This is a genomic window from Burkholderia sp. SIMBA_051, from assembly GCF_046534915.1.
Lineage (GTDB): Bacteria > Pseudomonadota > Gammaproteobacteria > Burkholderiales > Burkholderiaceae > Burkholderia > Burkholderia ambifaria.
Genome location: NZ_JAWRXS010000002.1, coordinates 552055 through 575367, shown reverse-complemented (window position 1 = coordinate 575367; position 23313 = coordinate 552055). Strand labels below are relative to the sequence as shown.

21 protein-coding genes are annotated in these 23313 nt (G+C 67.6%); 16 read left to right on the top strand and 5 right to left on the bottom strand.

The annotated features are described in order from the left end of the window. Positions 1-65 precede the first annotated feature (65 nt). Positions 66-1028, top strand: coding sequence for an alpha/beta hydrolase (locus tag SB771_RS06610; RefSeq protein WP_175660407.1), 963 nt, complete (start codon positions 66-68; stop codon positions 1026-1028). On the opposite strand, the gene SB771_RS06605 is transcribed toward SB771_RS06610, so the two are convergent. Further along, positions 998-1840 carry an EcsC family protein gene (locus SB771_RS06605; protein WP_011657912.1) on the bottom strand — a complete coding sequence of 281 codons (843 nt, stop codon included), beginning with the start codon at positions 1838-1840 and terminating at the stop codon, positions 998-1000. The genes SB771_RS06610 and SB771_RS06605 overlap by 31 nt on opposite strands. A gap of 107 nt (positions 1841-1947) precedes the next feature. Here SB771_RS06605 and SB771_RS06600 point away from each other — a divergent pair, with 107 nt between their 5' ends. Together SB771_RS06600 and SB771_RS06595 are read left to right on the top strand one after the other, a co-directional pair. After that, positions 1948-3543, top strand: a complete 1596-nt coding sequence (locus tag SB771_RS06600) for an MDR family MFS transporter (protein WP_175660406.1) — start codon at positions 1948-1950, stop codon at positions 3541-3543. A gap of 35 nt (positions 3544-3578) precedes the next feature. After that, complete coding sequence (locus SB771_RS06595; RefSeq protein WP_041491273.1) at positions 3579-4025, top strand: MarR family winged helix-turn-helix transcriptional regulator; 447 nt, start codon at positions 3579-3581, stop codon at positions 4023-4025. A 139-nt stretch (positions 4026-4164) separates the two neighbouring features. Here SB771_RS06595 and SB771_RS06590 read toward each other — a convergent pair whose 3' ends face one another. Both SB771_RS06590 and SB771_RS06585 read right to left on the bottom strand, forming a co-directional pair. After that, positions 4165-4746, bottom strand: coding sequence for a DJ-1/PfpI family protein (locus tag SB771_RS06590; protein WP_006751950.1), 582 nt, complete (start codon positions 4744-4746; stop codon positions 4165-4167). A 162-nt stretch (positions 4747-4908) separates the two neighbouring features. Further along, complete coding sequence (locus SB771_RS06585) at positions 4909-6189, bottom strand: amino acid deaminase (protein WP_012364696.1); 1281 nt, start codon at positions 6187-6189, stop codon at positions 4909-4911. A 117-nt stretch (positions 6190-6306) separates the two neighbouring features. Here SB771_RS06585 and SB771_RS06580 point away from each other — a divergent pair, with 117 nt between their 5' ends. From SB771_RS06580 to SB771_RS06570, 3 genes are all read left to right on the top strand, one after another. Continuing rightward, positions 6307-7242, top strand: coding sequence for a MurR/RpiR family transcriptional regulator (locus SB771_RS06580; RefSeq protein WP_175660405.1), 936 nt, complete (start codon positions 6307-6309; stop codon positions 7240-7242). A 2-nt stretch (positions 7243-7244) separates the two neighbouring features. After that, complete coding sequence (locus SB771_RS06575; protein ID WP_175660404.1) at positions 7245-8726, top strand: N-acyl-D-amino-acid deacylase family protein; 1482 nt, start codon at positions 7245-7247, stop codon at positions 8724-8726. A gap of 122 nt (positions 8727-8848) precedes the next feature. Further along, the gene (locus SB771_RS06570) at positions 8849-9235 is read left to right on the top strand and encodes a RidA family protein (RefSeq protein ID WP_175660403.1); all 387 of its coding nucleotides are present in this window, start codon (positions 8849-8851) and stop codon (positions 9233-9235) included. Positions 9236-9361: 126 nt separating this feature from the next. Here SB771_RS06570 and queF read toward each other — a convergent pair whose 3' ends face one another. Then, on the bottom strand, positions 9362-10186 hold the full coding sequence (gene queF, locus SB771_RS06565) for an NADPH-dependent 7-cyano-7-deazaguanine reductase QueF (RefSeq protein WP_011657907.1): 825 nt from the start codon (positions 10184-10186) through the stop codon (positions 9362-9364). Positions 10187-10198: 12 nt separating this feature from the next. Next, entirely contained in the window at positions 10199-11722 is a 1524-nt protein-coding gene (gene ilvA / locus SB771_RS06560; protein ID WP_138847166.1) for a threonine ammonia-lyase, biosynthetic, read from the bottom strand. Between the two features lie 575 nt (positions 11723-12297). Between ilvA and SB771_RS06555 the strand changes: the two genes are divergently transcribed. From SB771_RS06555 to SB771_RS06510, 10 genes are all read left to right on the top strand, one after another. Then, positions 12298-16320 carry a DUF3683 domain-containing protein gene (locus tag SB771_RS06555; protein ID WP_175660402.1) on the top strand — a complete coding sequence of 1341 codons (4023 nt, stop codon included), beginning with the start codon at positions 12298-12300 and terminating at the stop codon, positions 16318-16320. Between the two features lie 85 nt (positions 16321-16405). After that, positions 16406-16849: an HIT family protein gene (locus SB771_RS06550; protein ID WP_011657904.1), complete on the top strand. Its 444-nt coding sequence runs from the start codon at positions 16406-16408 to the stop codon at positions 16847-16849. After that, a complete protein-coding gene (locus SB771_RS06545; protein WP_011657903.1) occupies positions 16846-17259 on the top strand; it encodes a gamma-butyrobetaine hydroxylase-like domain-containing protein in 414 nt (137 codons plus the stop codon). Before SB771_RS06550 ends, SB771_RS06545 begins: the two co-directional genes overlap by 4 nt. Before the next feature lie 52 nt (positions 17260-17311). Next, on the top strand, positions 17312-18043 hold the full coding sequence (gene ubiE, locus SB771_RS06540; protein ID WP_006751940.1) for a bifunctional demethylmenaquinone methyltransferase/2-methoxy-6-polyprenyl-1,4-benzoquinol methylase UbiE: 732 nt from the start codon (positions 17312-17314) through the stop codon (positions 18041-18043). Positions 18044-18084: 41 nt separating this feature from the next. Next, on the top strand, positions 18085-19119 hold the full coding sequence (locus SB771_RS06535; RefSeq protein WP_175660401.1) for a Tim44 domain-containing protein: 1035 nt from the start codon (positions 18085-18087) through the stop codon (positions 19117-19119). A 163-nt stretch (positions 19120-19282) separates the two neighbouring features. Next, complete coding sequence (locus SB771_RS06530; protein ID WP_175660400.1) at positions 19283-19909, top strand: SCP2 domain-containing protein; 627 nt, start codon at positions 19283-19285, stop codon at positions 19907-19909. Between the two features lie 12 nt (positions 19910-19921). After that, on the top strand, positions 19922-21499 hold the full coding sequence (gene ubiB, locus SB771_RS06525; protein ID WP_006751504.1) for a ubiquinone biosynthesis regulatory protein kinase UbiB: 1578 nt from the start codon (positions 19922-19924) through the stop codon (positions 21497-21499). 17 nt (positions 21500-21516) lie between these two features. Next, complete coding sequence (locus SB771_RS06520) at positions 21517-22143, top strand: SAM-dependent methyltransferase (RefSeq protein WP_175660399.1); 627 nt, start codon at positions 21517-21519, stop codon at positions 22141-22143. Positions 22144-22239: 96 nt separating this feature from the next. Beyond that, complete coding sequence (locus SB771_RS06515) at positions 22240-22575, top strand: FmdB family zinc ribbon protein (RefSeq protein ID WP_105832911.1); 336 nt, start codon at positions 22240-22242, stop codon at positions 22573-22575. Positions 22576-22636: 61 nt separating this feature from the next. After that, on the top strand, positions 22637-23287 hold the full coding sequence (locus SB771_RS06510) for a DUF502 domain-containing protein (RefSeq protein ID WP_006751501.1): 651 nt from the start codon (positions 22637-22639) through the stop codon (positions 23285-23287). The last annotated feature ends 26 nt before the right edge of the window (positions 23288-23313 follow it).

The window sequence follows — 23313 nt, the reverse complement described above, 5'->3', positions numbered from 1 at the left end:
CCCGTCGAGCGGCGCGGCGGCGATCGCACGTACCATCGTGACACTGCGATGACGGAGTGTGTTCGATGAGTTGGCAAAGCAAGTTCGCGTGCTGGCTGCTGCGCTGGCAGTTTCGTCCCGAGACGACGCGCCCGGTGCTCGATCCCGCCCGCGCGCGGCGCTTCACCGACCTGAGGATGATCGTGCCGCGTCGCGCGCCGTCGGGCTACCGGCTGCGCGAGTGCTACGGCCCCGGCGACGCGCCGCTGCGCGGCGAATGGCTCGAACGCACCGACGCGCTCGCCGCTCGCGGGCCCGGCCGCACGCTGCTGTACTTCCACGGCGGCGGCTACTACTTCTGTTCGACGAAAACCCATCGGCCGCTCGTGTTCGGCCTCACGAAGCGCGCGGGCGTGCGCGCGTTCTCGCTCGACTACCGGCTTGCCCCCGAAAACCGTTTCCCGGCCGCGCTCGACGACGCGCTGGCCGCCTACCGGCAATTGCTCGCGCTCGGCACGCCGCCCGAATCGATCGTGTTCGGTGGCGATTCGGCGGGCGGCGGCCTCGCGCTCGCGACGCTCGTTGCGCTGCGCGACCGCGGCGAACCGTTGCCGGCCGGCGCGATCCTGTTCTCGCCGTGGACCGACCTGGCCGGCACGGGCGGCACGATGCGCAGCAACGACGGCCCCGATCCGATGTTCGCGGGCGCGGCGCTGCCGAAGGCGGCGAAGCTGTATCTGGGGGATGCGTCGGCCACGCATCCGTATGCGTCGCCGTTCTATGCGGGTTTCACCGGGCTGCCGCCGCTCTTTATCCAGGTCGGCAGCACGGAGGTGCTGCTCGACGATTCGCGCCGAGTCGCCGACAAGGCGAAGGCGGCCGGCGTGCCGGTGGAGCTCGAGGTGTGGCCCGACATGCCGCACGTGTGGCAGCTGTACGCGCCGATGGTGCCGGAGGCGCGCGACGCGCTCGACCGGGCGGCCGCGTTCCTGCGCCGCGTCGCGGTCGAGCGGGCGGTTCAGCGCGTCGGCGAGCCGTCGATCGCCTGATACGCGGCTTTGACGGCCACCGAGCCGTACTTGCGCTCGAGCCGGCGCACGGTGAAGTGGCCGTGCGCCATCTGCTGGAAGTGGTCGATGAACAGCGTGTTGACGGTCGCGCCGAGCACCGCGCCGATCGCCGGGATCGACTTCGCGGCCATCTGCTCGGTGACCTGCACCGAGAAGCGTGACGCGACCGTCTGCACGAGCTTGAACACGGCCGCCGAGCTGTGCGCGGCGATCCCTTTCGTCGTGATGTCCGACGACGCCTTCGAAATCGCCTGCGCGAGCGCGCCGCGCAGCACGAAATAGCCGAGATCGGCGTCCTCTTCGTCCTTGTCCGGGTTGCCGCCCATGCCGAGCACGGCCAGGCACTGCAGCTGCGTATCGACCGAGCCCAGATCCTCGCCCTCGCTGCGCGCGATGTCGCACACCGAGCGGAAGATCAGCGTGGTCGTCACCGGCAGCTCGACCGGCAGCGCGAGGAAGCCGAATGCGCCGCCGGCGGCGCCGGTCGTCGCGACCGCGAGCTTGTGCAGCAGGTTGCTCGGCTTGTCCGGCTCGGCATCGGGCGTCTGCGGCTTGCCGAGCGTGCGCAGCGCGATGTTCAGGCACTTGCGCAGCGCGAGCTGCGTCGCATCGTTGATCTTGCCGGTCGCGAAGTCCGGCAGCCGCGCGATCATCTTCTCGACCGGCGCGCCCAGCATGCCCGTCAGCTTCATCGTCAGCGACGGGCTTTCCAGCACCTGCTTCGCGCGCCGCAGCGCGTCCTGATCCTCCGGCGACAGCGTCGCGGCAGGCGTGATTGAAATCGGTTCCATCTTTCTCCTTGGCGGCCGGGGCGGGGTGAACCGTCGCCATCCTAGATTACTCCGGCGTGCTAGAATTTTGAGATTGTTTGACTCGTCAAAAGTTGCATCAACAAAAAATGGCCGTCCATACTGCCGCCCACCATTCGAGCGGGCAAGTCCTGCCGTTCCGCGAATCGCTGCTGGCGATGATCGGGATCTCGTTCGTCACCATGCTCGTCGCGCTCGACCAGACGGTCGTCGGCACCGCGTTGCCGACCATCGTCGCCGAACTCAGGGGCTTCGACTTGTATGCGTGGGTGGCGACCTCGTACCTGCTCAGTTCCGTGATCACCGTGCCGATCTTCGGCCGCCTCGGCGACTATTACGGCAGAAAGCCGTTCGTCATCGCGTCGATCGTCGTGTTCACCGGCGCGTCGGTGCTGTGCGGAATGGCGAACGACATGCTGTACCTGGTGCTCGCGCGCGGGCTGCAGGGAATCGGCGGCGGGATGTTGGTCGGCACCGCGTTCGCGTGTATTCCCGACCTGTTCCCCGATTCCATCGTGCGGCTGCGCTGGCAGGTGCTGATGAGTTCCGCGTTCGGCATCGCGAACGCGGTCGGGCCGTCGCTCGGCGGGATCCTGACCCAGTCGTTCGGCTGGCGCTCGGTGTTCTACGTGAATCTGCCGATTGGCCTGCTGTCGCTGTTCTTCGTGTGGCGCTACCTGCCGCACCTGCGGCATGTCGCGCACGACCGCAAGATGCGGCTCGACTGGCCGGGCGCGCTGCTGATCGCGCTGTCGCTCGGTGCGCTGCAGCTGTTCGTCGAATGGCTGCCGAAGTACGGCGTCATGAGCTGGGCGTCGCTGCTGCTGGTCGTCGCGATCGGCGCCGGTATCGGGTTGTGGCATTGGGAAAAGCGCTGCGCGCAGCCGATCCTGCCGTTCGACATGTTCGGCAATCGCGCGCTGTCCGCGCTGTTCGTGCTCGCGATCCTCGCCGGCTTCTCGATGTTCTCGCTGCTGTTCTACGCGCCGCTGCTGTTCCAGGGCGGCTTCGGGATGTCGCCGAAGGAGGCGGGGCTCGTGATCACGCCGCTCGTCGTGTTCATCACGATCGGCAGCATCATGAACGGCCGCGTCATCACGCGCATCCGCCATCCGAACGCGATGCTGCACGTCGGTTTTGTGCTGTTCGCGATCGCGTGCGCGGGCATCGTCGTGTCGACCCACGCGACGCCGACCTGGATGCTGATGGCGCTGATGGTCGCCGGCGGCATCGGTCTCGGTTTCGTGCTGCCCAACCTCACCGTGTTCGCGCAGCAGACGGCCGGCCGCGAGCACCTCGGCATCGCGACCGCGCTGCTGCAGTCGCTGCGGATGGTCGGCGGGATGCTCGGCACGGCGCTGACGGGCACGCTCGTCAACCAGATGTATTCGAGCGGCGTGCGCGATGCGCTGTCGGGAGACCACGCGCTGCAATGGCATGCGCGGCTCGCCGATCCGCAGATCCTGATCGACCGCGCCGCGCAAGGCGGTCTCGTCGCGGAGCTGACCCGCGCCGGGCATAATGGCGCGCTGCTGCTGGAAGCGGCCCGCGAATCGCTGGTCGGCGCGATTCACCTGGGGGTCGCGATGGCGGCCGTCGTCGCCGTGGTGTCGGTGTGGCAGTGCCGCCGCGTGCCGCCGATCGCGCTGCGGCGCAAGATCGAGCCGCATGTCGCGGCCGATTGACCGATTCAATGATTCACCGGACACGAATTCACCGCATGGAAGAACAGGACCGCGTCGCGATCTTGCAGCAATTCGGACGCACGTATCGCGCGTTCATGACCGCATTCGAAACGAACGTCGGGCAGCCGATGCCGCGCTGGCGGATCATGGTCGCGCTGCACACGATGGACGGGCATGCGTCGCAGAAGAAGCTCGTCGAAGTGCTGCGCATCGATCCGGGCGCGCTCACGCGCCAGCTGAAATCGCTCGATGCGCTCGGCTGGATCGAGCGCGCGTCCGATGCGCGCGACAACCGCGTGACCAACGTCACGCTGACCGACGCCGGCCGCGCCGCGTTCGACGCGTGCCTGCCGCGCCGCAAGGCGTTCCTCGAACAGACGATGGCGCAACTGCCGGACGACGTGCTGAATGCGCTGTCGGGCGCGCTGGCGATGCTGGAGTCGCGGATCGCGGATGTCGGCTCGCCGCCGGCTTCGCATTGACGAGCAGCGCGGCAAGCGGCGCGACCGCGCGCACGCGTTGGCCGATCGCGGCTTGCGCGGCACCTGAGGCTGGCGCGCCGCACCGGGCGCACGAACCCGCCGCCGCCCGGCGTTTCACCTCATTTCATTTCAACTGCATTCACAGTTCGATGCGCGTGCCGAGCAGCACGAGGAACTGCGCGAGCCAGGCCGGATGCGCGGGCCACGCGGGTGCGGTGACGAACGGCGCGTCGGTCACGGCCGCATCGACCGGGATGTCCGCGTATTCGCCGCCCGCGAGCTTCACTTCGGGCGCGCAGGCCGGGTAGGCCGAGATGCGCTTGCCGCGGATCACGTCGGCGGCCGCGAGCAGCTGCGCCGCATGGCAGATCGCTGCGATCGGCTTGCCGGCTTCCGCGAACGCGCGCACCAGCGCGATCACCTTCGAATCCAGGCGCAGGTACTCGGGCGCACGGCCGCCCGCGATCGCGAGCGCGTCGTAGCCCGACGCGTCGACGTCGTCGAACGTCGCGTTCAGCGTGAACTGGTGACCGGGTTTTTCGGTGTAGGTCTGGTCGCCCTCGAAATCGTGAATCGCGGTCTTGATCTTGTCGCCCGCGCGCTTGCCCGGACAGACTGCATCGACGTGATGGCCGACGGCCTGCAGCGCCTGGAACGGCACCATCGTTTCGTAGTCTTCGGCGAAATCGCCGGTCAGGAACAGGATCTTCTTCGCGGCCATGGCTTTCTCCATTGAACAGCATTGAGGGCCGTTCGCGCCGTGAGCGGCAGACGGCGCTACGGCGGCGAAGCGGCCCGGAGGACGAAAGCGCAGTGTACTCCGGCAGATTGAAGCGCGCGTGACGGCCGCCCCGCGCGGCGGCGGGGCGGCGTGCGCGGGGCGTCAGAAGAAGGTTTCGACGACTTCCGTCACGCGGAATTGCGGATCGAGGACGAGCAGCTGGCGCCACTTGTCGAACGTCAGGCACGGGTGCGAAATGTCGAACGCGACCATGTCGCCGACCTTCACGTCCGCGCCCGGGGGGATCTGCAGGTACGCGTGCTGGTCCATCATCCCGGTGACGGCCCAGCCTTCGCTCGCGGCGACGTCGCGCGGCGCGCTGTCGCGGCCCGGGCGGAAGTGGCGCGCCGGCTCTGGCAGGCCCGCGTCGAACGCCGCGTCGCGCTTGCCGAGCGCGATGATCGCGCGATCCTGCTCCGGCACCGACTGCACGTACGCCCACAGCTGCAGTGCCGGCAGCAGCCCTTCACCCATCCTGCGGGCGATCGGGTTGCGCGCGAACACGTCGGTCTGCGCCTTCTTGTAGATGCCGACGTCGTGCGTCAGGTAGCAACCCGGACGCAGCACGATTTCCGCGAAACCGGCGTCGGACGCCTTCGCGAATTCCTCCGCGACCACGTCGTACCACGCCGAGCCGGCGCCCGACAGGATCGCCGGCGTGCGCGCGAAACGGCCGGCTTCGGCCAGCTCGCGCGTGAGCGCGACGGCGTCCTGCAGGAACGCGCGGATCTCGCCTTCCTCCTTCAGCACGCCTTCGTAGAGTTCGATGCCGGCCAGCTTCAGCGTGTCCGGATAGCGCGCGATCGCGTCGAGCACGGCCTTGCGCTGCGCGGCATCGCGCACGCCCGCACGGCCGCCCGGCACGCCGAGCTCGAGCAGCACGTTCAGCGTTTTCTTCGCGTCGCCGAAGAAGCGGCCGAGCTGGTCGACGCTGTCGGCCGAATCGACGAGGCAGAAGAATTCGAAGTCGGGGTCGGACAGCAGCTCCGCGATGATCGTCATGTTCTGGCGGCCGACCAGCTGATTCGCCAGCAGCACGCGCCGCACGCCGCCGTGATACGCGGCCTGCGTCTGGTGCGCGGTCGCGAGCGTGATGCCCCATGCGCCGGCGGCGAGCTGGCGGCGGAACAGTTGCGGCGCCATCGTCGTCTTGCCGTGCGGCGCGAACTGGGCGCCGTACTGCTGGACGAACGCCTGCATCCAGTTCAGATTGTGTTCGATGCGATCCGCGTACAGCACCGCGGCCGGCAGGCTGACGTCTTCCGCGAGCAGGTTCCACTCGAGGCGGGTTGCGTCGCCGAGCGGCACGCTCGCGCTCGGCAGGTTGCCAAGGCCCTTGCCCAACGGATTGATTGTCGGTTCCTGATAGTTTGTAACTTTCATGTCATCCCGCTCCATCATCACTATGCATTGCACTGAAGTTGACATGCCGATGGTACAGAAAGTAGCATCGGCGCGGTGATGTTATTTAGTAACATAAAGCGCCCACCCTTTCAGCAGATGAATTCGCGAACCACCCCGTCAACGCCATTCGCCGCCGACCCCACGGCTGCGGTCGCCCCGCCGCTCCTCGATATCGTCGCGCGCATCGCCGAATGCGCGCCCGAGCTGCGCGAAGCCGAACGCAAGGTCGCGGCATACATCCTCGCCGATCTCGCGCGCGCCGCGCATGCGAGCATCGGCGCGCTGGCGCGCGACGCGGGGGTCAGCGTCGCGACGGTCACGCGTTTCGCGAAGGCCGTCGGCTGCCGCGACGTGCGCGAACTGAAGGTGCTCGTCGCGCAGGCCGCGGCCGTCGGCCAGCGCTTCCTCGTGCCGTCCGACGCGCATCCCGCCGACGACACGAGCCCCGCATCGGTCGTCTACGACGAGATCCGCGTGGCGCTCGCGCACAACCACCAGCTGCTGCGCAACACGTCGTTCGACGCGGCGGCCGACCTGCTGGCCGGCGCGAAGATGGTCTACGTGTACGGGCAGGGCGGCGGTTCGACCGCGCTCGCCGACGAGCTGCGCTTCCGGCTCGTGCGCTTCGGCCGGCCGGTCGCGAGCTACCAGGACAGCCTGCTGCAGCGCATGGTGGCCGCGACGCTGTCGCGCGACGCCGTGGTCGTCGCGCTGTCGGTGAGCGGGCGCGTGCCCGAGCTGCTCGAGAGCTGCCGCCTCGCAAAGCGCTACGGCGCGACGCTGATCGCGATCACCGCGCCGGCTTCGCCGCTCGCGAAGCTCGCCGACCACCTGATCCCGGTCGTCGCGTTCGAAACCGATTTCATTTACAAGCCTTCGACATCGCGCTACGCGATGATGATGGCGATCGACGTGCTCGTCACCGGAGTCGCGCTGCGGCTCGGCGATGCGGGCCGAGAATCGCTGCGCCGCATCAAGCATGCGCTCGATGCGCACCGCGGCGGCGGAGACCGTCAACCGGTAGGAGACTGACCATGCATTCGCATCCCGAAGCCGCCGATACGCTGATCGTCGGTGCGCAGTTGTACGACGGCACCGGCGCGCCGCCCGTCACGCGCGACGTCGCGATCCGCAACGGCGTGATCGCGGCCATCGGCAACCTGTCGAACTGGCTCGCCGAAACCGTCGTCGATGCGAACGGCCGCGCGCTCGCGCCGGGCTTCGTCGACGTGCACACGCATGACGACACGCACGTGATCCGCGCACCGGAGATGCTGCCGAAGATCTCGCAGGGCGTGACGACCGTGATCGTCGGCAACTGCGGGATCAGCGCGTCGCCGGTGACGCTCGCGGGCGATCCGCCCGATCCGATGAATCTGCTCGGTGATCGCGACGCGTTCCGCTATCCGACCTTCGCCGCCTATGTCGCGGCCGTGAACGATGCGCGTCCGGCCGTCAACGTCGCGGCGCTCGTCGGGCACACCGCGCTGCGCAACAACCAGATGGACCGCCTCGACCGCGCGGCGACCGACGGCGAAATCGCCGGAATGCGCACGCAGCTCGAGGAGGCGCTCGCGAACGGCGCGCTCGGGCTATCGTCGGGCCTGGCCTACGGCTCCGCGTTCGCGGCGCCGGCCGAGGAAGTGATGGCGCTCGCCGAGCCGCTCGCGAACGCGGGCGCGCTGTACACGACGCACATGCGGACCGAATTCGACGCGATTCTCGACGCGATGGACGAGGCCTACCGCGTCGGCCGTCACGCGCAGGTGCCGGTCGTGATCTCGCACCTGAAGTGCGCGGGCCCGTCGAACTGGGGGCGCAGCACCGAGGTGCTCGCGTCGCTCGAGGGCGCGCGCCGCTACCAGCCGGTCGGCTGCGACTGCTATCCGTACAGCCGCAGCTCGTCGACGCTCGACCTGAAGCAGGTGACGGGCGACATCGACATCACGATCACGTGGTCGGAGCCGCATCCGGAAGTCGCCGGCAAGCTGCTGAAGGCGATCGCGGCCGACTGGGGCGTGACCGAGCAGGAGGCCGCGCAGCGGATCCGCCCGGCCGGCGCCGTGTACCACAACATGTCCGAGGACGACGTGCGTCGGATCCTGTCGCACCCGGCGACGATGGTCGGCTCGGACGGCCTGCCGAACGATCCGCTGCCGCACCCGCGGCTGTGGGGCGCGTTCCCGCGCGTGCTCGGCCATTACGTGCGCGACACGAACCTGCTGCCGCTCGAGGAAGCGATCCGCAAGATGACGTCGCTGTCCGCGCGCCGCTACGGGATCGCGCGGCGCGGCGAAGTGCAGGTCGGCTACCACGCGGATCTCGTGCTGTTCGATCCGGCGCGCGTGATCGATGCCGCGACGTTCGACAAGCCGCAGCAACCCGCGCACGGGATCGACGCGGTGTGGGTGAACGGCGTGCTGACCTATGAGAACGGCCAGCCGACCGGCGAGCGCGCCGGCGGTTTCGTCGCACGCGGCGCGCGCGTGCCGGCGAGTGCCGACGCCGCGTTCTGAGCGCGGTCTCCAACCGATTTGCCGCGTGCGCCATGTCGGCGCGCGCATCCGCAACCGTGCGTTGCATGGGCTGGCGCGGGCGCTGACGTGCCGATGCCGGTCGACAAACCAGGAGTGAAACGATGAAGCGATATGGCGTGGGCGAAGCGAAGGGTACCGGCGGCCAGGTGATGCCGTTTGCACGCGCGGTCGAGGCCGATGGCTGGCTGTATGTGTCGGGCCAGACGCCGATGGTGAACGGCGAGGTCGTCGAAGGCGGGATCGTCACGCAGTCGAAGCAGACGATCGAGAACGTGATCGCGATCCTGAAGGAAGCCGGCTACGGCCTCGAGCACGTCGTGCGCTGCGGCGTGTGGCTTGACGACGCACGCGATTTCGCGTCGTTCAACAAGGTGTTCGTGTCGTACTTCGGCGAGCATCCGCCGGCGCGCGCGTGCGTGCAGTCTTGCATGGTCATCGACTGCAAGGTCGAGGTCGACTGCATCGCTTACAAGGCGCCGGCGAAGTAACGCGCACGTTTCCCGCGCACACAGCAAAACAGCCCCGTCGGCGCGAGCCGGCAGGGCTGTTTCGTTACGGGCTCATGATTGCCGGTGGCCGCGGCTCGCGGCGATTGCCCGCCAATACCGCTTCAGTTACTGCCGCGCAGTCCGCGCATTATCCGGCATCGGCTGGTTGTAATTCGTGCGGAACGGATTGATGTCCAGCCCGCCGCGGCGCGTATAGCGCGCATACACCGCCAGCTTCAACGGTTTGCACGCATGCAGGATGTCGAGGAAGATGCGCTCGACGCACTGCTCGTGAAAGCCCGTGTGATTGCGGAACGAAATGATGTAGCGCAGCAGCCCCGCATGGTCGATCTGCGGCCCCACGTAGTGGATCTGCACGCTGCCCCAATCGGGCTGGCCGGTGACCGGGCAGTTCGAGCGCAGCAGGTCCGACACGAGCGTCTCCTCGACCGGCGCTTCGTCCTGCGCGGCCGACAGCAGTGACGGATCCGGTTCGTACACGTCGGTGTCGAGGTCGAGCCGGTCGAGCGACAGCCCGTCGAGTTCTTCCATCTGGAGCTTGCCGAAGTCGTGCGGCGACACGAGCTGCACCGACACGCTCGCGCCGCACGCGGCCGACACGTCGCGCTTCAACGTGTCGCGCACTGCGTCGAGCGAGTCGAACTTCGATTGGGCGAACGAGCCGAGATACAGCTTGAACGATTTCGATTCGACGATGTTCGGCGATTCGGCCGGCACGTAGAACGTCGCGACCGCGACTTGCGGCTTGCCGCGCGCGTTGAGCCACGACAGTTCGTACGCGTTCCAGATGTCGGTGCCGAAGAACGGCAGCGCCGACGTGATGCCGAGCTGCTCGCGCGCGCCGGCGCGCGGGATCGGGAACAGCAGCGACGCGTCGTACTGGGCGGCATAGACGGTGGCCTTGCCGAGCGGGGAGTGTTCGGGATTCATTGCACGAAGCCTTTACGACAGGAAGAGCCGGTACGCCGGATTGGCGCTCTCTTCGACATACGGATAGCCGAGCGCCGCGAGGAAGCGTTCGAACTCGGCGCGATCGGCCTGCGGCACCTGCAGCCCGACGAGGATCGAGCTGTAGTCCGCACCCTGGTTGCGGTAATGGAACAGGCTGATGTTCCAGTCCGGCGCCATCGACGACAGGAACTTCATCAGCGCGCCCGGCCGTTCCGGGAATTCGAAGCGGAACAGGCGTTCGTCGAGCGCGAGCGGCGAGCGGCCGCCCACCATGTAGCGGATGTGCTCCTTCGACAGCTCGTCGTGCGTGAGATCGACGGTCTTGAAGCCGTGCGACTCGAAATTCGCGGCGATCTCCGCCGATTCGCCGCGCCGCTTGATCTGCACGCCGACGAAGATATGCGCGGCCTGCGCATCGGCGATCCGGTAGTTGAACTCGGTCACGTTGCGTTCGCCGACGAGCGAGCAGAAGCGCTTGAAGCTGCCGCGCTCCTCGGGGATCGTGACCGCGAACACGGCTTCGCGCGCCTCGCCGACTTCCGCGCGTTCGGCGACGAAGCGCATCCGGTCGAAGTTCATGTTCGCGCCGGACGTGACCGCGACGAGCGTCTGGTTCTCGATCCCTTCGCGCTCCGCGTAGCGTTTCGCGCCCGCCACCGCGAGCGCGCCGGAGGGCTCGAGCACGCTGCGCGTGTCCTGGAACACGTCCTTGATCGCCGCGCACAGCGCGTCGGTGTCGACCGTCACGACGCCGTCGAGGAACTCGCTGCAGAGCCGGAAGGTTTCCTCGCCGACGAGCTTCACCGCGGTGCCGTCCGCGAACAGCCCGACCTCGCTCAGCTCGACGCGCTCGCCTTTCTCAAGCGACTGCGCCATCGCGCACGAATCCTCGGCCTGCACGCCGAACACCTTGATCTCGGGCCGCACCGCCTTCACGTACGCGGCCACGCCGGCCGCGAGGCCGCCGCCGCCGATCGGCACGAAGATCGCGTGAATCGGGCCCTGGTGCTGCCGCAGGATTTCCATCGCGATCGTGCCCTGGCCGGCGATCACGTACGGATCGTCGAACGGGTGGACGAACGTGAGGTCGCGTTCGGCCTGCACCTTCACGGCATGCGCATACGCATCGCTGTACGACTCGCCCGCCTGGATCACCTCGACGCTCGGGCCGCCGTGCGCGCGCACCGCGTCGACCTTCACCTGCGGCGTCGTGACGGGCACGACGATCACGGCCTTGATGCCCATCCGGGCCGCCGAGAACGCGACGCCCTGCGCATGGTTGCCGGCCGATGCCGTGATCACGCCGCGCGCGAGCGCGTCGGCCGGAATGTGCGCCATCTTGTTGTACGCGCCGCGCAGCTTGAACGAGAACACCGGCTGGTTGTCCTCGCGCTTCAGGTAAACGGGGTTGCGCAGCCGGGCCGACAGGTTGCGGGCGGGTTCGAGTTCCGTCTCGAGCGCGACGTCGTAGACGCGCGCGGTGAGGATTTTCTTCAGGTAATCGTGGGATGCCATGGGCGCTCGCGTGCGGTGCGGAAGCAGACGGTAAAACGTCAATGATAGCGCCAAGGCTCCGCCCGCACGCAAGCGGCATGCCGGGCGCACCGTCGCGAAACCGCGCCGGCGGCCGTGTTTGCCGCGCGACGCGTCCCTGTTTACCGGCTTAACCGCATGGTTACCGACCGGACGGACGGTGAATGTCGCCGCAAAATCGTGCCGAACCAGGCCTGGTGCGGGTTGCGGCGAAAGCCCCACGACCTGTCCGGCCTGTCACGGACGGCGCGATCATGGGTTAGAATTCTGTTTTGAATCAAGGATCGGAAGATGCAGAGGCACCCTCGGATCGCCCCGTTGAAGCCGACGCCGCGCGCAGCCAGCCCTGCGGCGGAACGGCATGCGCGCCGCGCGCGATCGTGCTGATGGCTCCGAGTGCCGCCAGGCCCTGCCAACCCGGAACGGTGAGTCCAGACCCGCTCCGGCCCCATGCGAAATAATCGCGCGCCTGGCAACAGAACAGATTTCCCCAAGATTGCGCCTACGCGCTTGCCGACGCCCGTGCACGGTGTATCGGCCCTCCGAGTCGTCCGAACATGAACGCACCACAAGTTTTCGATCCGCATGGCGCGGCTGCCGCCGTCGCCGCCGACCCCGCGCCCCGACTGCGCGAGATTCCCTATAACTACACGTCCTTCTCCGACCGCGAGATCGTGATCCGCCTGCTCGGCGCGGACGCGTGGTCGGTGCTCGACGAGCTGCGCGCAGAACGCCGCACGGGCCGCTCGGCCCGGATGCTGTATGAAGTGCTCGGCGACATCTGGGTCGTGCGCCGCAACCCGTACCTGCAGGACGACCTGCTCGACAACCCGAAGCGCCGCGCGCTCCTGATCGAGGCGCTGAACCACCGTCTGACCGAGATCGGCAAGCGCCGCCGCGCCGACCTCACCGCGCACCACGACGACGCCGGCCGCGAACGCGCGGAACGTGTCGAGATGCTCGAGGCCGCCGCGCAGCGCGCGGTCGACGAATTCGCCGACGAATTCGACAAGATGGCCGACCTGCGCCGCCGCGCGACCAAGGCGCTCGGCCGCTGCACGCAGAAGGACAACATCCGCTTCGATGGGCTGTCGCGCGTGTCGCATGTGACCGATGCGACCGACTGGCGCGTCGAATACCCGTTCGTCGTGCTGACCCCCGATACCGAAGCCGAGATCGCGGCACTGATCAAGGCCTGCTTCGAGCTCGGCCTGACCGTGATCCCGCGCGGCGGCGGCACCGGCTACACGGGCGGCGCGGTGCCGCTCACGCCGTTCTCCGCGGTGATCAACACCGAGAAGCTCGAACAGCTCGGCGCGGTCGAGCTCACCGAACTGCCGGGCGTCGCGCACAAGGTGCCGACGATCTTCTCCGGCGCGGGCGTCGTCACGCGCCGCGTGACGGAAGCGGCCGAAGCGGCCGGCTACGTGTTCGCGGTCGATCCGACCTCGCTCGACGCATCGTGCATCGGCGGCAACGTCGCGATGAACGCCGGCGGCAAGAAGGCCGTGCTGTGGGGCACCGCGCTCGACAACCTGGCCTGGTGGCGGATGGTCGACCCGGAGGGCAACTGGCTCGAAGTCACGCGCCACGAGCACAACCAGGGCAAGATCCACGACATCGCGGTCGCGCGTTTCGAGCTGAAGTGGTTCGACGGCGCATATGCGCCGGGCGAGAAGCTGCTGAAGACCGAGATGCTCGAGATCGAAGGCCGCCGGTTCCGCAAGGAAGGCCTCGGCAAGGACGTCACCGACAAGTTCCTCGCCGGCCTGCCGGGCGTGCAGAAGGAAGGCTGCGACGGGCTGATCACGTCCGCGCGCTGGGTGCTGCACAAGATGCCCGCGCACACGCGCACCGTCTGTCTCGAATTCTTCGGCCAGGCGCGCGAGGCGATCCCGAGCATCGTCGAAATCAAGGACTACCTGTTCGAGACGTCGAAGCAGGGCGGCGCGATCCTCGCGGGCCTCGAGCACCTCGACGAGCGCTACCTGCGCGCGGTCGGCTACGCGACCAAGAGCAAGCGCAACGCCTTCCCGAAGATGGTGCTGATCGGCGACATCGTCGGCGACGACGCCGATGCGGTCGCGCAAGCGACGTCCGAAGTGATCCGGATGGCGAACGGCAAGAGCGGCGAAGGCTTCGTCGCGGTCAGCGCGGAGGCGCGCAAGCGCTTCTGGCTCGACCGCAGCCGCACGGCCGCGATCGCGAAGCACACGAACGCGTTCAAGATCAACGAGGACGTCGTCATCCCACTGAACCGGATGGGCGAGTACACCGACGGCATCGAGCGGATCAACATCGAGCTGTCGCTGAAGAACAAGCTGCAGCTGGTCGACGCGCTCGAGGCGTTCTTCCGCGGCGGCAACCTGCCGCTCGGCAAGACCGACGACGCGAACGAGATCCCGAGCGCCGAGTTGCTCGAGGATCGCGTGCAGCAGGCGCTGGAGCTGCTCAAGCGCGTGCGGGCCCGCTGGGAATTCGTGCGCGACCGGCTCGACCAGCCGCTGCGCGAGGCGCAGCACTACCTCGTGCAGCTCGGCTACGAGGCCCTTGCCGAGAAGTTCGCCGACCGTGCTGACGACCAGCCGGGCGCGACCGTGTTCCACATCACGCAGGACCGCACGGTCCGCATCTCGTGGAAGCAGGAGATCCGTGCGGAGCTGCGCGCGATCTTCAACGGCGGCGCGTTCAAGCAGATCCTCGACGAAGCGCAGGCGATCCACAAGCGCGTGCTGCGCGGCCGCGTGTTCGTCGCGCTGCACATGCACGCGGGCGACGGCAACGTCCACACCAACATCCCGGTCAACTCCGACAACTACGAGATGCTGCAGGACGCGCACGCGTCGGTCGCACGCATCATGAAGCTCGCTCGCTCGCTCGACGGCGTGATCTCCGGCGAGCACGGGATCGGCATCACGAAGCTCGAGTTCCTGACCGACGACGAGATCGCCGAATTCCGCGCGTACAAGCAGCGCGTCGACCCGCACGGCCGCTTCAACAAGGGCAAGCTGCTCGACGGCGCCGACCTGCGCAACGCGTACACGCCGAGCTTCGGGCTGATGGGCTACGAGTCGCTGATCATGCAGCAGTCCGACATCGGCGCGATCGCCGATTCGGTGAAGGACTGCCTGCGCTGCGGCAAGTGCAAGCCGGTGTGCGCGACCCACGTGCCGCGCGCGAACCTGCTGTACAGCCCGCGCAACAAGATCCTCGCGACCTCGTTGCTGGTCGAGGCGTTCCTGTATGAGGAACAGACGCGCCGCGGCGTGTCGATCAAGCACTGGGACGAGTTCAACGACGTGGCCGACCACTGCACGGTGTGCCACAAGTGCGCGACGCCGTGCCCGGTGAAGATCGACTTCGGCGACGTCACGATGAACATGCGCAACCTGCTGCGCAAGATGGGCAAGAAGAAATTCAACGCCGGTAATGCGGCGGGCATGTTCTTCCTGAACGCGACCAACCCGCAGACGATCAACCTCGCGCGCGGCGCGATGATGGGCGTTGGCTACAAGGTGCAGCGCTTCGCGAACGACATGCTGAAGAAGGTCGTGACGAAGCAGACGCAGCACCCGCCGGCGACGGTCGGCAAGCCGCCCGTGGTCGAGCAGGTGATCCACTTCGTCAACAAGAAGATGCCGGGCAACCTGCCGAAGAAGACGGCGCGCGCGCTGCTCGACATCGAGGACAACAAGATCGTGCCGATCATCCGCAACCCGAAGTCGACCACCGTCGATTCGGAAGCGGTGTTCTACTTCCCGGGCTGCGGCTCCGAGCGCCTGTTCTCGCAGGTCGGCCTCGCGACGCAGGCGATGCTGTGGGAAGCGGGCGTGCAGACGGTGCTGCCGCCGGGCTACCTGTGCTGCGGCTATCCGCAGCGCGGCTCGGGCCAGTACGACAAGGCCGAGAAGATCGTCACCGACAACCGCGTGCTGTTCCACCGGGTCGCCAACACGCTGAACTACCTCGACATCAAGACGGTGGTCGTGTCGTGCGGCACCTGCTACGACCAGCTTGCAGGCTACGAATTCGACAAGATCTTCCCGGGCTGCCGGATCATCGACATCCACGAGTTCCTGCTCGAGAAGGGGATGAAGCTCGACGGCGTGACGGGCACGCGCTACATGTATCACGACCCGTGCCACACGCCGATCAAGACGATGGATCCGGTCAAGCTCGTCAACGAGCTGATGGGCGCAGAGAAGGACGGCTACAAGATCGAGAAGAACGATCGCTGCTGCGGCGAATCGGGCACGCTCGCGGTCACGCGTCCGGACATCTCCACGCAGGTCCGCTTCCGCAAGGAAGAGGAACTCCGCAAGGGTGCCGCGAAGCTGCGCAGCATCCCGGTCGTGGCCGGCAACGCGCCGGCGCCGGCCGCCGCCGCGAACGGCCCGGACGTGAAGATCCTGACGAGCTGCCCGTCGTGCCTGCAGGGCCTGTCGCGCTACAACGAGGACGCGAACATCGAGGCCGACTACATCGTGGTCGAAATCGCGCGCCAGGTGCTCGGCGAGAACTGGATGGCCGACTATGTCGCACACGCGAACAATGGCGGGATCGAGCGCGTGCTGGTCTAATGCGGGCATGACGACCGCCCGGCCGGGCTTGGGATGAGCGGGCGCCGGCGCATGAGCGCCGGCGCCCGTCCACATGGGAGCGACGATGGAATGCGTGTTTTGCCGTGAAGACGGCGGCGAGGTGCTCTGGCAGGACGACATGCTGCGCGTCGTCCTTGCGGCGGGCGAGCACGACTACCCGGGCTTCTGCCGGGTGATCTGGGGCGCGCACGTGGCCGAGTTCTCCGATCTCGGCGAGCCCGAGCGGGCACATCTGATGCGCATCGTCTACGCGGTGGAGCGCGCCGTGCGCCGCGTGATGCAGCCGAACAAGGTGAATCTCGCGAGCCTCGGCAACATGGTGCCTCACGTGCACTGGCACGTGATCCCGCGCTTCTCGAACGACGCCCATTTCCCGCAGCCCGTCTGGGCGCCGCGCCAGCGCAGCGTGTCCGAGGCGCTGCTGCGCTCGCGCGCGGCGCAGGCCTCGCTGCTGCACAATGCGGTGCGCGAGGAAATTCAACGAACGACCGATTCGAGGCAGCCATGAGCGGTTTGACTTCCACGACGCCGATTCCGTCCGGCGTCGTCGTGCACGCGGTGTCGCGCGTGCTCGAATTGCAATACCCGAACGGAGAGAACTTCCGGATTCCGTTCGAGCTGATGCGCGTCTATTCGCCGTCGGCCGAGGTGCGCGGCCACGGGCCCGGCCAGGAGACGCTGCAGACCGGCAAGCGCGAGGTGACGATCACCGCGCTCGAGGGCGTGGGCAACTACGCGCTGCAGCCGACGTTCTCCGACGGCCATTCGACCGGCATCTACTCGTGGGATCTGCTGTACGAACTGGCGACGCAGCAGGACGCGCTGTGGCGCGACTATTTCGACAAACTGAAGGCGGCGGGCGTCGAGCGCGACGCGCCGATGCAGGCGGCACCCGCGCCGCACGGCCACTGCCACTGAAATCGACGGCGCCCGCTCGGCGCCGTCTTGCCATTTACTGAGGATCAACGCGATGAGTAAAACCCACTTCGGCTTCGAAAGCGTCGAGGAAACCGAAAAAGCGAAGAAAGTGGCAGGCGTGTTCCATTCGGTCGCGAGCAACTACGATCTGATGAACGACCTGATGTCGGCCGGCATGCACCGCGCGTGGAAGGCGTTCACGATCGCGCAGGCGAACGTGCGCCCCGGCTTCAAGGTGCTCGACATCGCGGCCGGCACGGGCGACCTGACGAAGTCGTTCGCGAAGGCGGCCGGCCCGACGGGCGAGGTCTGGCACACCGACATCAACGAATCGATGCTGCGCGTCGGCCGCGACCGGCTGCTCGACAAGGGCATCGTGACGCCGTCGCTGCTGTGCGACGCGGAGAAAACTCCGTTTCCGGACAACTACTTCGATGTGGTCACGGTCGCGTTCGGGCTGCGCAACATGACGCACAAGGACGCCGCGCTCGCCGAGATGCGCCGCGTGACGAAGCCCGGCGGCCGCGTGATGGTGCTGGAATTCTCGAAAGTCTGGGATCCGCTGAAAAAAGCGTACGATCTGTATTCTTTCAAAGTATTACCGTGGCTTGGCGACAAGTTCGCGAAAGATGCTGAAAGTTACCGGTATCTTGCTGAATCTATCCGCATGCACCCCGATCAGGACACGCTGAAGACGATGATGGAACAAGCGGGCCTCGACGCCGTCAAATATTACAATTTGTCAGGTGGCGTGGTAGCTTTACACCTAGGAACCAAGTACTAAGGGGTTCTTCCCATACATTCGCCTTACATCTGGAGAAACTGATGTCCGAATCGCGTTCGTTGTTCAACCGTAGCAAGCCGTCGAAGCCGTGGGCTCGACGGGCCGGCACGCTGCTGATGGTCGGCCTGCTCACGGCCGGCACGTTCGCATCGCTCGACGCCGAGGCCAAGCGCATGGGCGGCGGGCGCAGCATCGGCCGTCAGAGTTCCACCGTCACGCAGCGCCAGGCCACGCCGCCCGCGCAGCAGCCGATGCAGCAGGCCGCACCGAATCAGGCGCAGCGCGCGAACTCGGCCGCACCGGCACCGGCCGCGCAGCCGAACCGCTCGCGCTGGCTCGGGCCGATCGCCGGTCTCGCGGCCGGCCTCGGCATCGCGGCGCTGCTGTCGCACTTCGGCCTGGGCGGCGCGTTCGCGAGCATGATGGCGAACGTCATCGTGATCGCACTGCTCGCGATGATCGGCATCTGGCTGGTCCGCAAGTTCATGAACCGCCGCCGTTCGCAGGAGCCGGCGTATTCGGTCGGCGGCTCGGCATCGTCGTCGGGGAGCTACTCGCAAAGCCCGTCGTTCCAGCAGGGCAGCACCGGCAACAACTATGCGGGCAGCGGCAGCAGCTATGCGAACGAAGCGCAAGGCGTGTTCGGCGGCGGCGGGGCGGCTGCCGGTGCGGCGGGCGCGATGGCGGCCGCACCGCTGCAGGTGCCGGCCGGCTTCGACACCGAAGCGTTCCTGCGTAGCGCGAAGGTCTACTTCGTGCGCCTGCAGGCGGCATGGGACCAGGGCAACCTGGCCGACATCCGCGAGTTCACGACGCCGGAAATGTTCGCCGAGATCAAGATCGATCTCGATTCGCGCGGCAACGAAGCGAACCAGACCGATGTCGTGCAGCTCGACGCGGAGCTGGTCGCGATCGAGGATCGCGGCATCGAGCAGTCGGCGAGCGTGCGCTTCCACGGGCTGATCCGCGAGTCGGCGAATGCGCCGGCCGCGCCGCTCGACGAGGTGTGGAACCTGACGAAGTCGGGCAGCCAGGGCTGGCTGCTCGCGGGTATCCAGCAGATCAACACGCACTGAGCGTGACCGGCGGCCGGCTTGCCGGCTGCCCGGGCGACGGGTCGCCGCACTGCGACCGCTTGCCGCCCGGGTGTGCGGTTGGCCGCGGTCTGCCGACGATCCGACGTTACAATAGAAACCCGCGTAGGCGCCCGGCCTGCGCGGGTTTTTCTTTCCCAGCCCGATGACCTTTGCCGCCAAGCCTTTTGCTGCTGCTGTCAATCACCTGCTCGCGCGCGAATCGTGGGCGCGCGACCGCCTGATCCCCTACGCGGGCAAGACCGCCCGGCTCGACGTGCCGCCCGTCACGCTCACGCTGCTCGTGCAGCCCGACGGTTATCTGTCCGCGGTGGACCCGCACGATGCGCAACACGTCGACGTGTCGATCGCGCTCGCGGGCGACGCGGTCGCCGCGTTCCTGCAGGGCGGCCAGCCGGCCGTGATGAAGCACGTGAAGATCGAGGGCGACGCGGAGTTCGCGACGCAGATCGCGAAGCTGGCCGAGCACTTGCGCTGGGAACCTGAAGAAGATCTCGCGAAGCTGGTCGGCGACGCGGCGGCGCACCGGATCGCGACGGTCGTGCGCGACGCCGGCGCACGCGCGCGCCGCACCGGCCGCAACGTGCTCGATTCCGTCGCCGAGTACTGGCTCGACGAGAACCCGCAAGTCGTTCGGCGCACGGTGCTCGGCGGCTTCGACGCCGAACTGGCGCGTGCGCGCGACGCGCTCGCGCGGGTCGAAAAACGGATCGAGCGACTCGAACAAAAAATCGGCGCGCGCACGGGTTCCGGCCCGCGCGGCGCGCACTGAGGGCCGCAGGGCATGCGCATTTTCCGTTTCATCAAGATTGTCTACACCGTCATCCGCTTCGGCCTCGACGAGGTGATGCTGTCCCGGATCGACGACCGGCGCGTGAAGCTGCTGCTGCGGATCACGACGATCGGCCGCCGCTATTCCGATCCGCCCGCCGTGCGGCTGCGTCACGCGCTCGAAAGCCTCGGCCCGATCTTCGTGAAGTTCGGCCAGGTGCTGTCGACGCGCCGCGACCTGCTGTCGGTCGATTTCGCGAACGAGCTCGCGAAGCTGCAGGACCAGGTGCCGCCGTTCGATTCGGCTGTCGCGATAGCGATCATCGAGAAGTCGCTCGGCGCGCCGGTCGACGAGCTGTTCGACGAATTCGAGCGCGAGCCGATCGCGAGCGCGTCGATCGCGCAGGTGCATTTCGGGAAGTTGAAGCAGGGCGTGCACGCGGGCAAGGCCGTCGCGGTCAAGGTGCTGCGCCCGAACATGCTGCCGGTGATCGATTCCGACCTCGCGCTGATGCGCGACATCGCGACGTGGACCGAGCGCATGTGGGCCGATGGCCGGCGCCTGAAGCCGCGCGAAGTCGTCGCCGAATTCGACAAGTACCTGCACGACGAGCTCGACCTGATGCGCGAGGCCGCGAACGGCAGCCAGCTGCGCCGCAACTTCGCGGGGCTCGACCTGCTGCTCGTGCCCGAGATGTTCTGGGATTTCTCGACGTCGCAGGTGCTCGTGATGGAGCGCATGACCGGCGTGCCGATCAGCCAGGTCGAGACGCTGCGCACCGCGGGCGTCGACATCAAGAAGCTCGCGCGCGAAGGCGTCGAGATCTTCTTCACGCAGGTGTTCCGCGACGGGTTCTTCCATGCGGACATGCACCCGGGCAACATCCAGGTGAGTCTCGATCCGAAGACGTTCGGCCGCTATATCGCGCTCGATTTCGGGATCGTCGGCGCGTTGTCGGATTTCGACAAGAACTACCTCGCGCAGAACTTCCTCGCGTTCTTCAAGCGCGACTACCACCGCGTCGCGACGCTCCACCTCGAATCGGGCTGGGTGCCCCCCGAGACGCGTGTCGAGGAACTCGAAAGCGCGATCCGCGCGGTGTGCGAGCCGTATTTCGACCGCGCGCTGAAGGACATCTCGCTCGGCCAGGTGCTGATGCGCCTGTTCTCGACGTCGCGCCGCTTCAACGTCGAGATCCAGCCGCAGCTCGTGCTGCTGCAGAAGACGATGCTGAACGTCGAGGGGCTCGGCCGTTCGCTCGACCCCGAACTCGACCTGTGGAAGACCGCGAAGCCGTATCTCGAGCGCTGGATGACCGAGCAGATCGGCCTGCGCGGCTGGTACGAGCGCTTCAAGGTCGAGGCGCCGCAGTGGAGCAAGACGCTGCCGCAACTGCCGCGCCTGATCCACCACGCGATGGCGGCGCGCCACGATGCGCCGCGTGCGGCGAGTGAGGACCTGATGCGTCAGGTCCTCGTCGAGCAGAAACGGACCAACCGGTTGCTGCAGGCATTGCTGATCTTCGGTCTTGCCGTCGGCGTCGGGGCGCTCGTCGCGCGCGTGCTGCTCGCGCTCGCGTACGGCGCGTGACCGACAGGAGCCGCGCGATGTCCGAACCAAAGCAACCGCCCACGCCGGGCGCCGCCGATTTCGCGACGCGCGACCCCGGCGACGCATCGTTCTGGGACGAGCGTTTCGCGCGCGGCGTGACACCGTGGGAATTCGGCGGCGTGCCGGAAGGGTTTCGTGCGTTCGCGCAGCGGCTCGGGCCGTGCGCGGTGCTGATTCCCGGCTGCGGCAGTGCGCGGGAGGCCGGCTGGCTCGCGCAGGCCGGCTGGCCCGTGCGCGCGATCGATTTCGCCGCGCAGGCGGTGGCGGCCGCGAAGGCGCAGCTCGGCGCGCATGCGGACGTCGTCGAGCAGGCCGATTTCTTCGTGTATCGGCCGCCGTTCGACGTGCAGTGGGTGTACGAGCGCGCGTTCCTGTGCGCGCTGCCGCCGAGCCTGCGCGCCGGCTATGCGGCGCGGATGGCCGAACTGCTGCCCGCCGGCGCGTTGCTGGCCGGTTATTTCTTCGTGACGAAGAAACCGAAGGGCCCGCCGTTCGGCATCGAGCGCGCCGAACTCGACGCGCTGCTCGCGCCGCACTTCGAGCTGATCGAGGATCTGCCCGTGACCGATTCGCTGGCCGTGTTCGAAGGACACGAGCGCTGGCTCACGTGGCGCCGTCGCTGAAGCCCGGCGTGTCGCGGCCGTTGCCGGAGCGCGCCGGGGTTTCGGATATAATTCAAGGTTTTGCAAGCCGTTTCCAGTTTCCGCGGGAAAAATATCATGCCGATCTACGCCTATCGATGCGAAGCGTGCGGTTTCGCGAAGGACATGCTCCAGAAGATGAGCGACGCGCCGCTGTCGCAGTGCCCCGAATGCGGGAAGGATGCTTTTCGCAAGCAGGTCACCGCCGCCGGCTTCCAGCTGAAGGGCTCCGGCTGGTATGTCACCGATTTCCGCGGTGGCTCGGGCGGCACCAGCGCGCCGGCGACGGCGACGGGCGAAGCGGGGGCTGCGGCACCCGCCGCCGCGGCGCCGGCGGCCGCCGCCACGAGTTCCGAAAGTACGACGACGAGCGCCGCGCCGGCCCCGGCTGCGGCGCCCGCCGCCGGCAGTTGACAGTCGCGGCCCGTCCGGGCCGCGTCCACACCGCGCTTCAGGCGCGGTTCATTGACGGCAGATGATGAAAAAGACGACCCTGAAATCGGTGTTTCTGACCGGCCTGCTGGTTCTCGTCCCGCTCGCGATCACGCTGTGGGTGCTCGGTCTCATCATCGGCACGATGGACCAGACGCTGCTGCTGCTGCCCGAATCGTGGCAGCCGGAGCGGGCGCTCGGCTTCCGCCTGCCGGGGCTCGGCGCGGTGCTGACGCTCGCGTTCATCTTCGTCGTCGGGCTGGCCACGCAGAACTTCATCGGCCAGAAGCTCGTCACGTGGTGGAACGCGGTCGTGCGTCACATCCCGGTCGTCGGGCCGATCTACACGAGCGTCAAGCAGGTGTCGGACACGCTGCTGTCGAGCAGCGGCAACGCGTTCCGCAAGGCGCTGCTGATCGAATACCCGCGTCGCGGCTCGTATACGATCGCGTTTCTGACCGGCGCGCCCGGCGGCGACGTGGTCAACCATCTAACGGAAGAGTACGTGAGCGTGTACGTGCCCACGACACCGAACCCGACGTCGGGCTTCTTCCTGATGCTCCCGAAGAGCGAAGTCATCGAACTCGACATGTCGGTCGATGCCGCGCTCAAGTACATCGTCTCGATGGGCGTCGTGGCGCCTTCGGCGCCGGCTCCGGTGCCCGCCCGCCGCCCCGTCGAGCCGCCGCTGTAAGTAAAGAATCATCGCCCGGGCCGCGC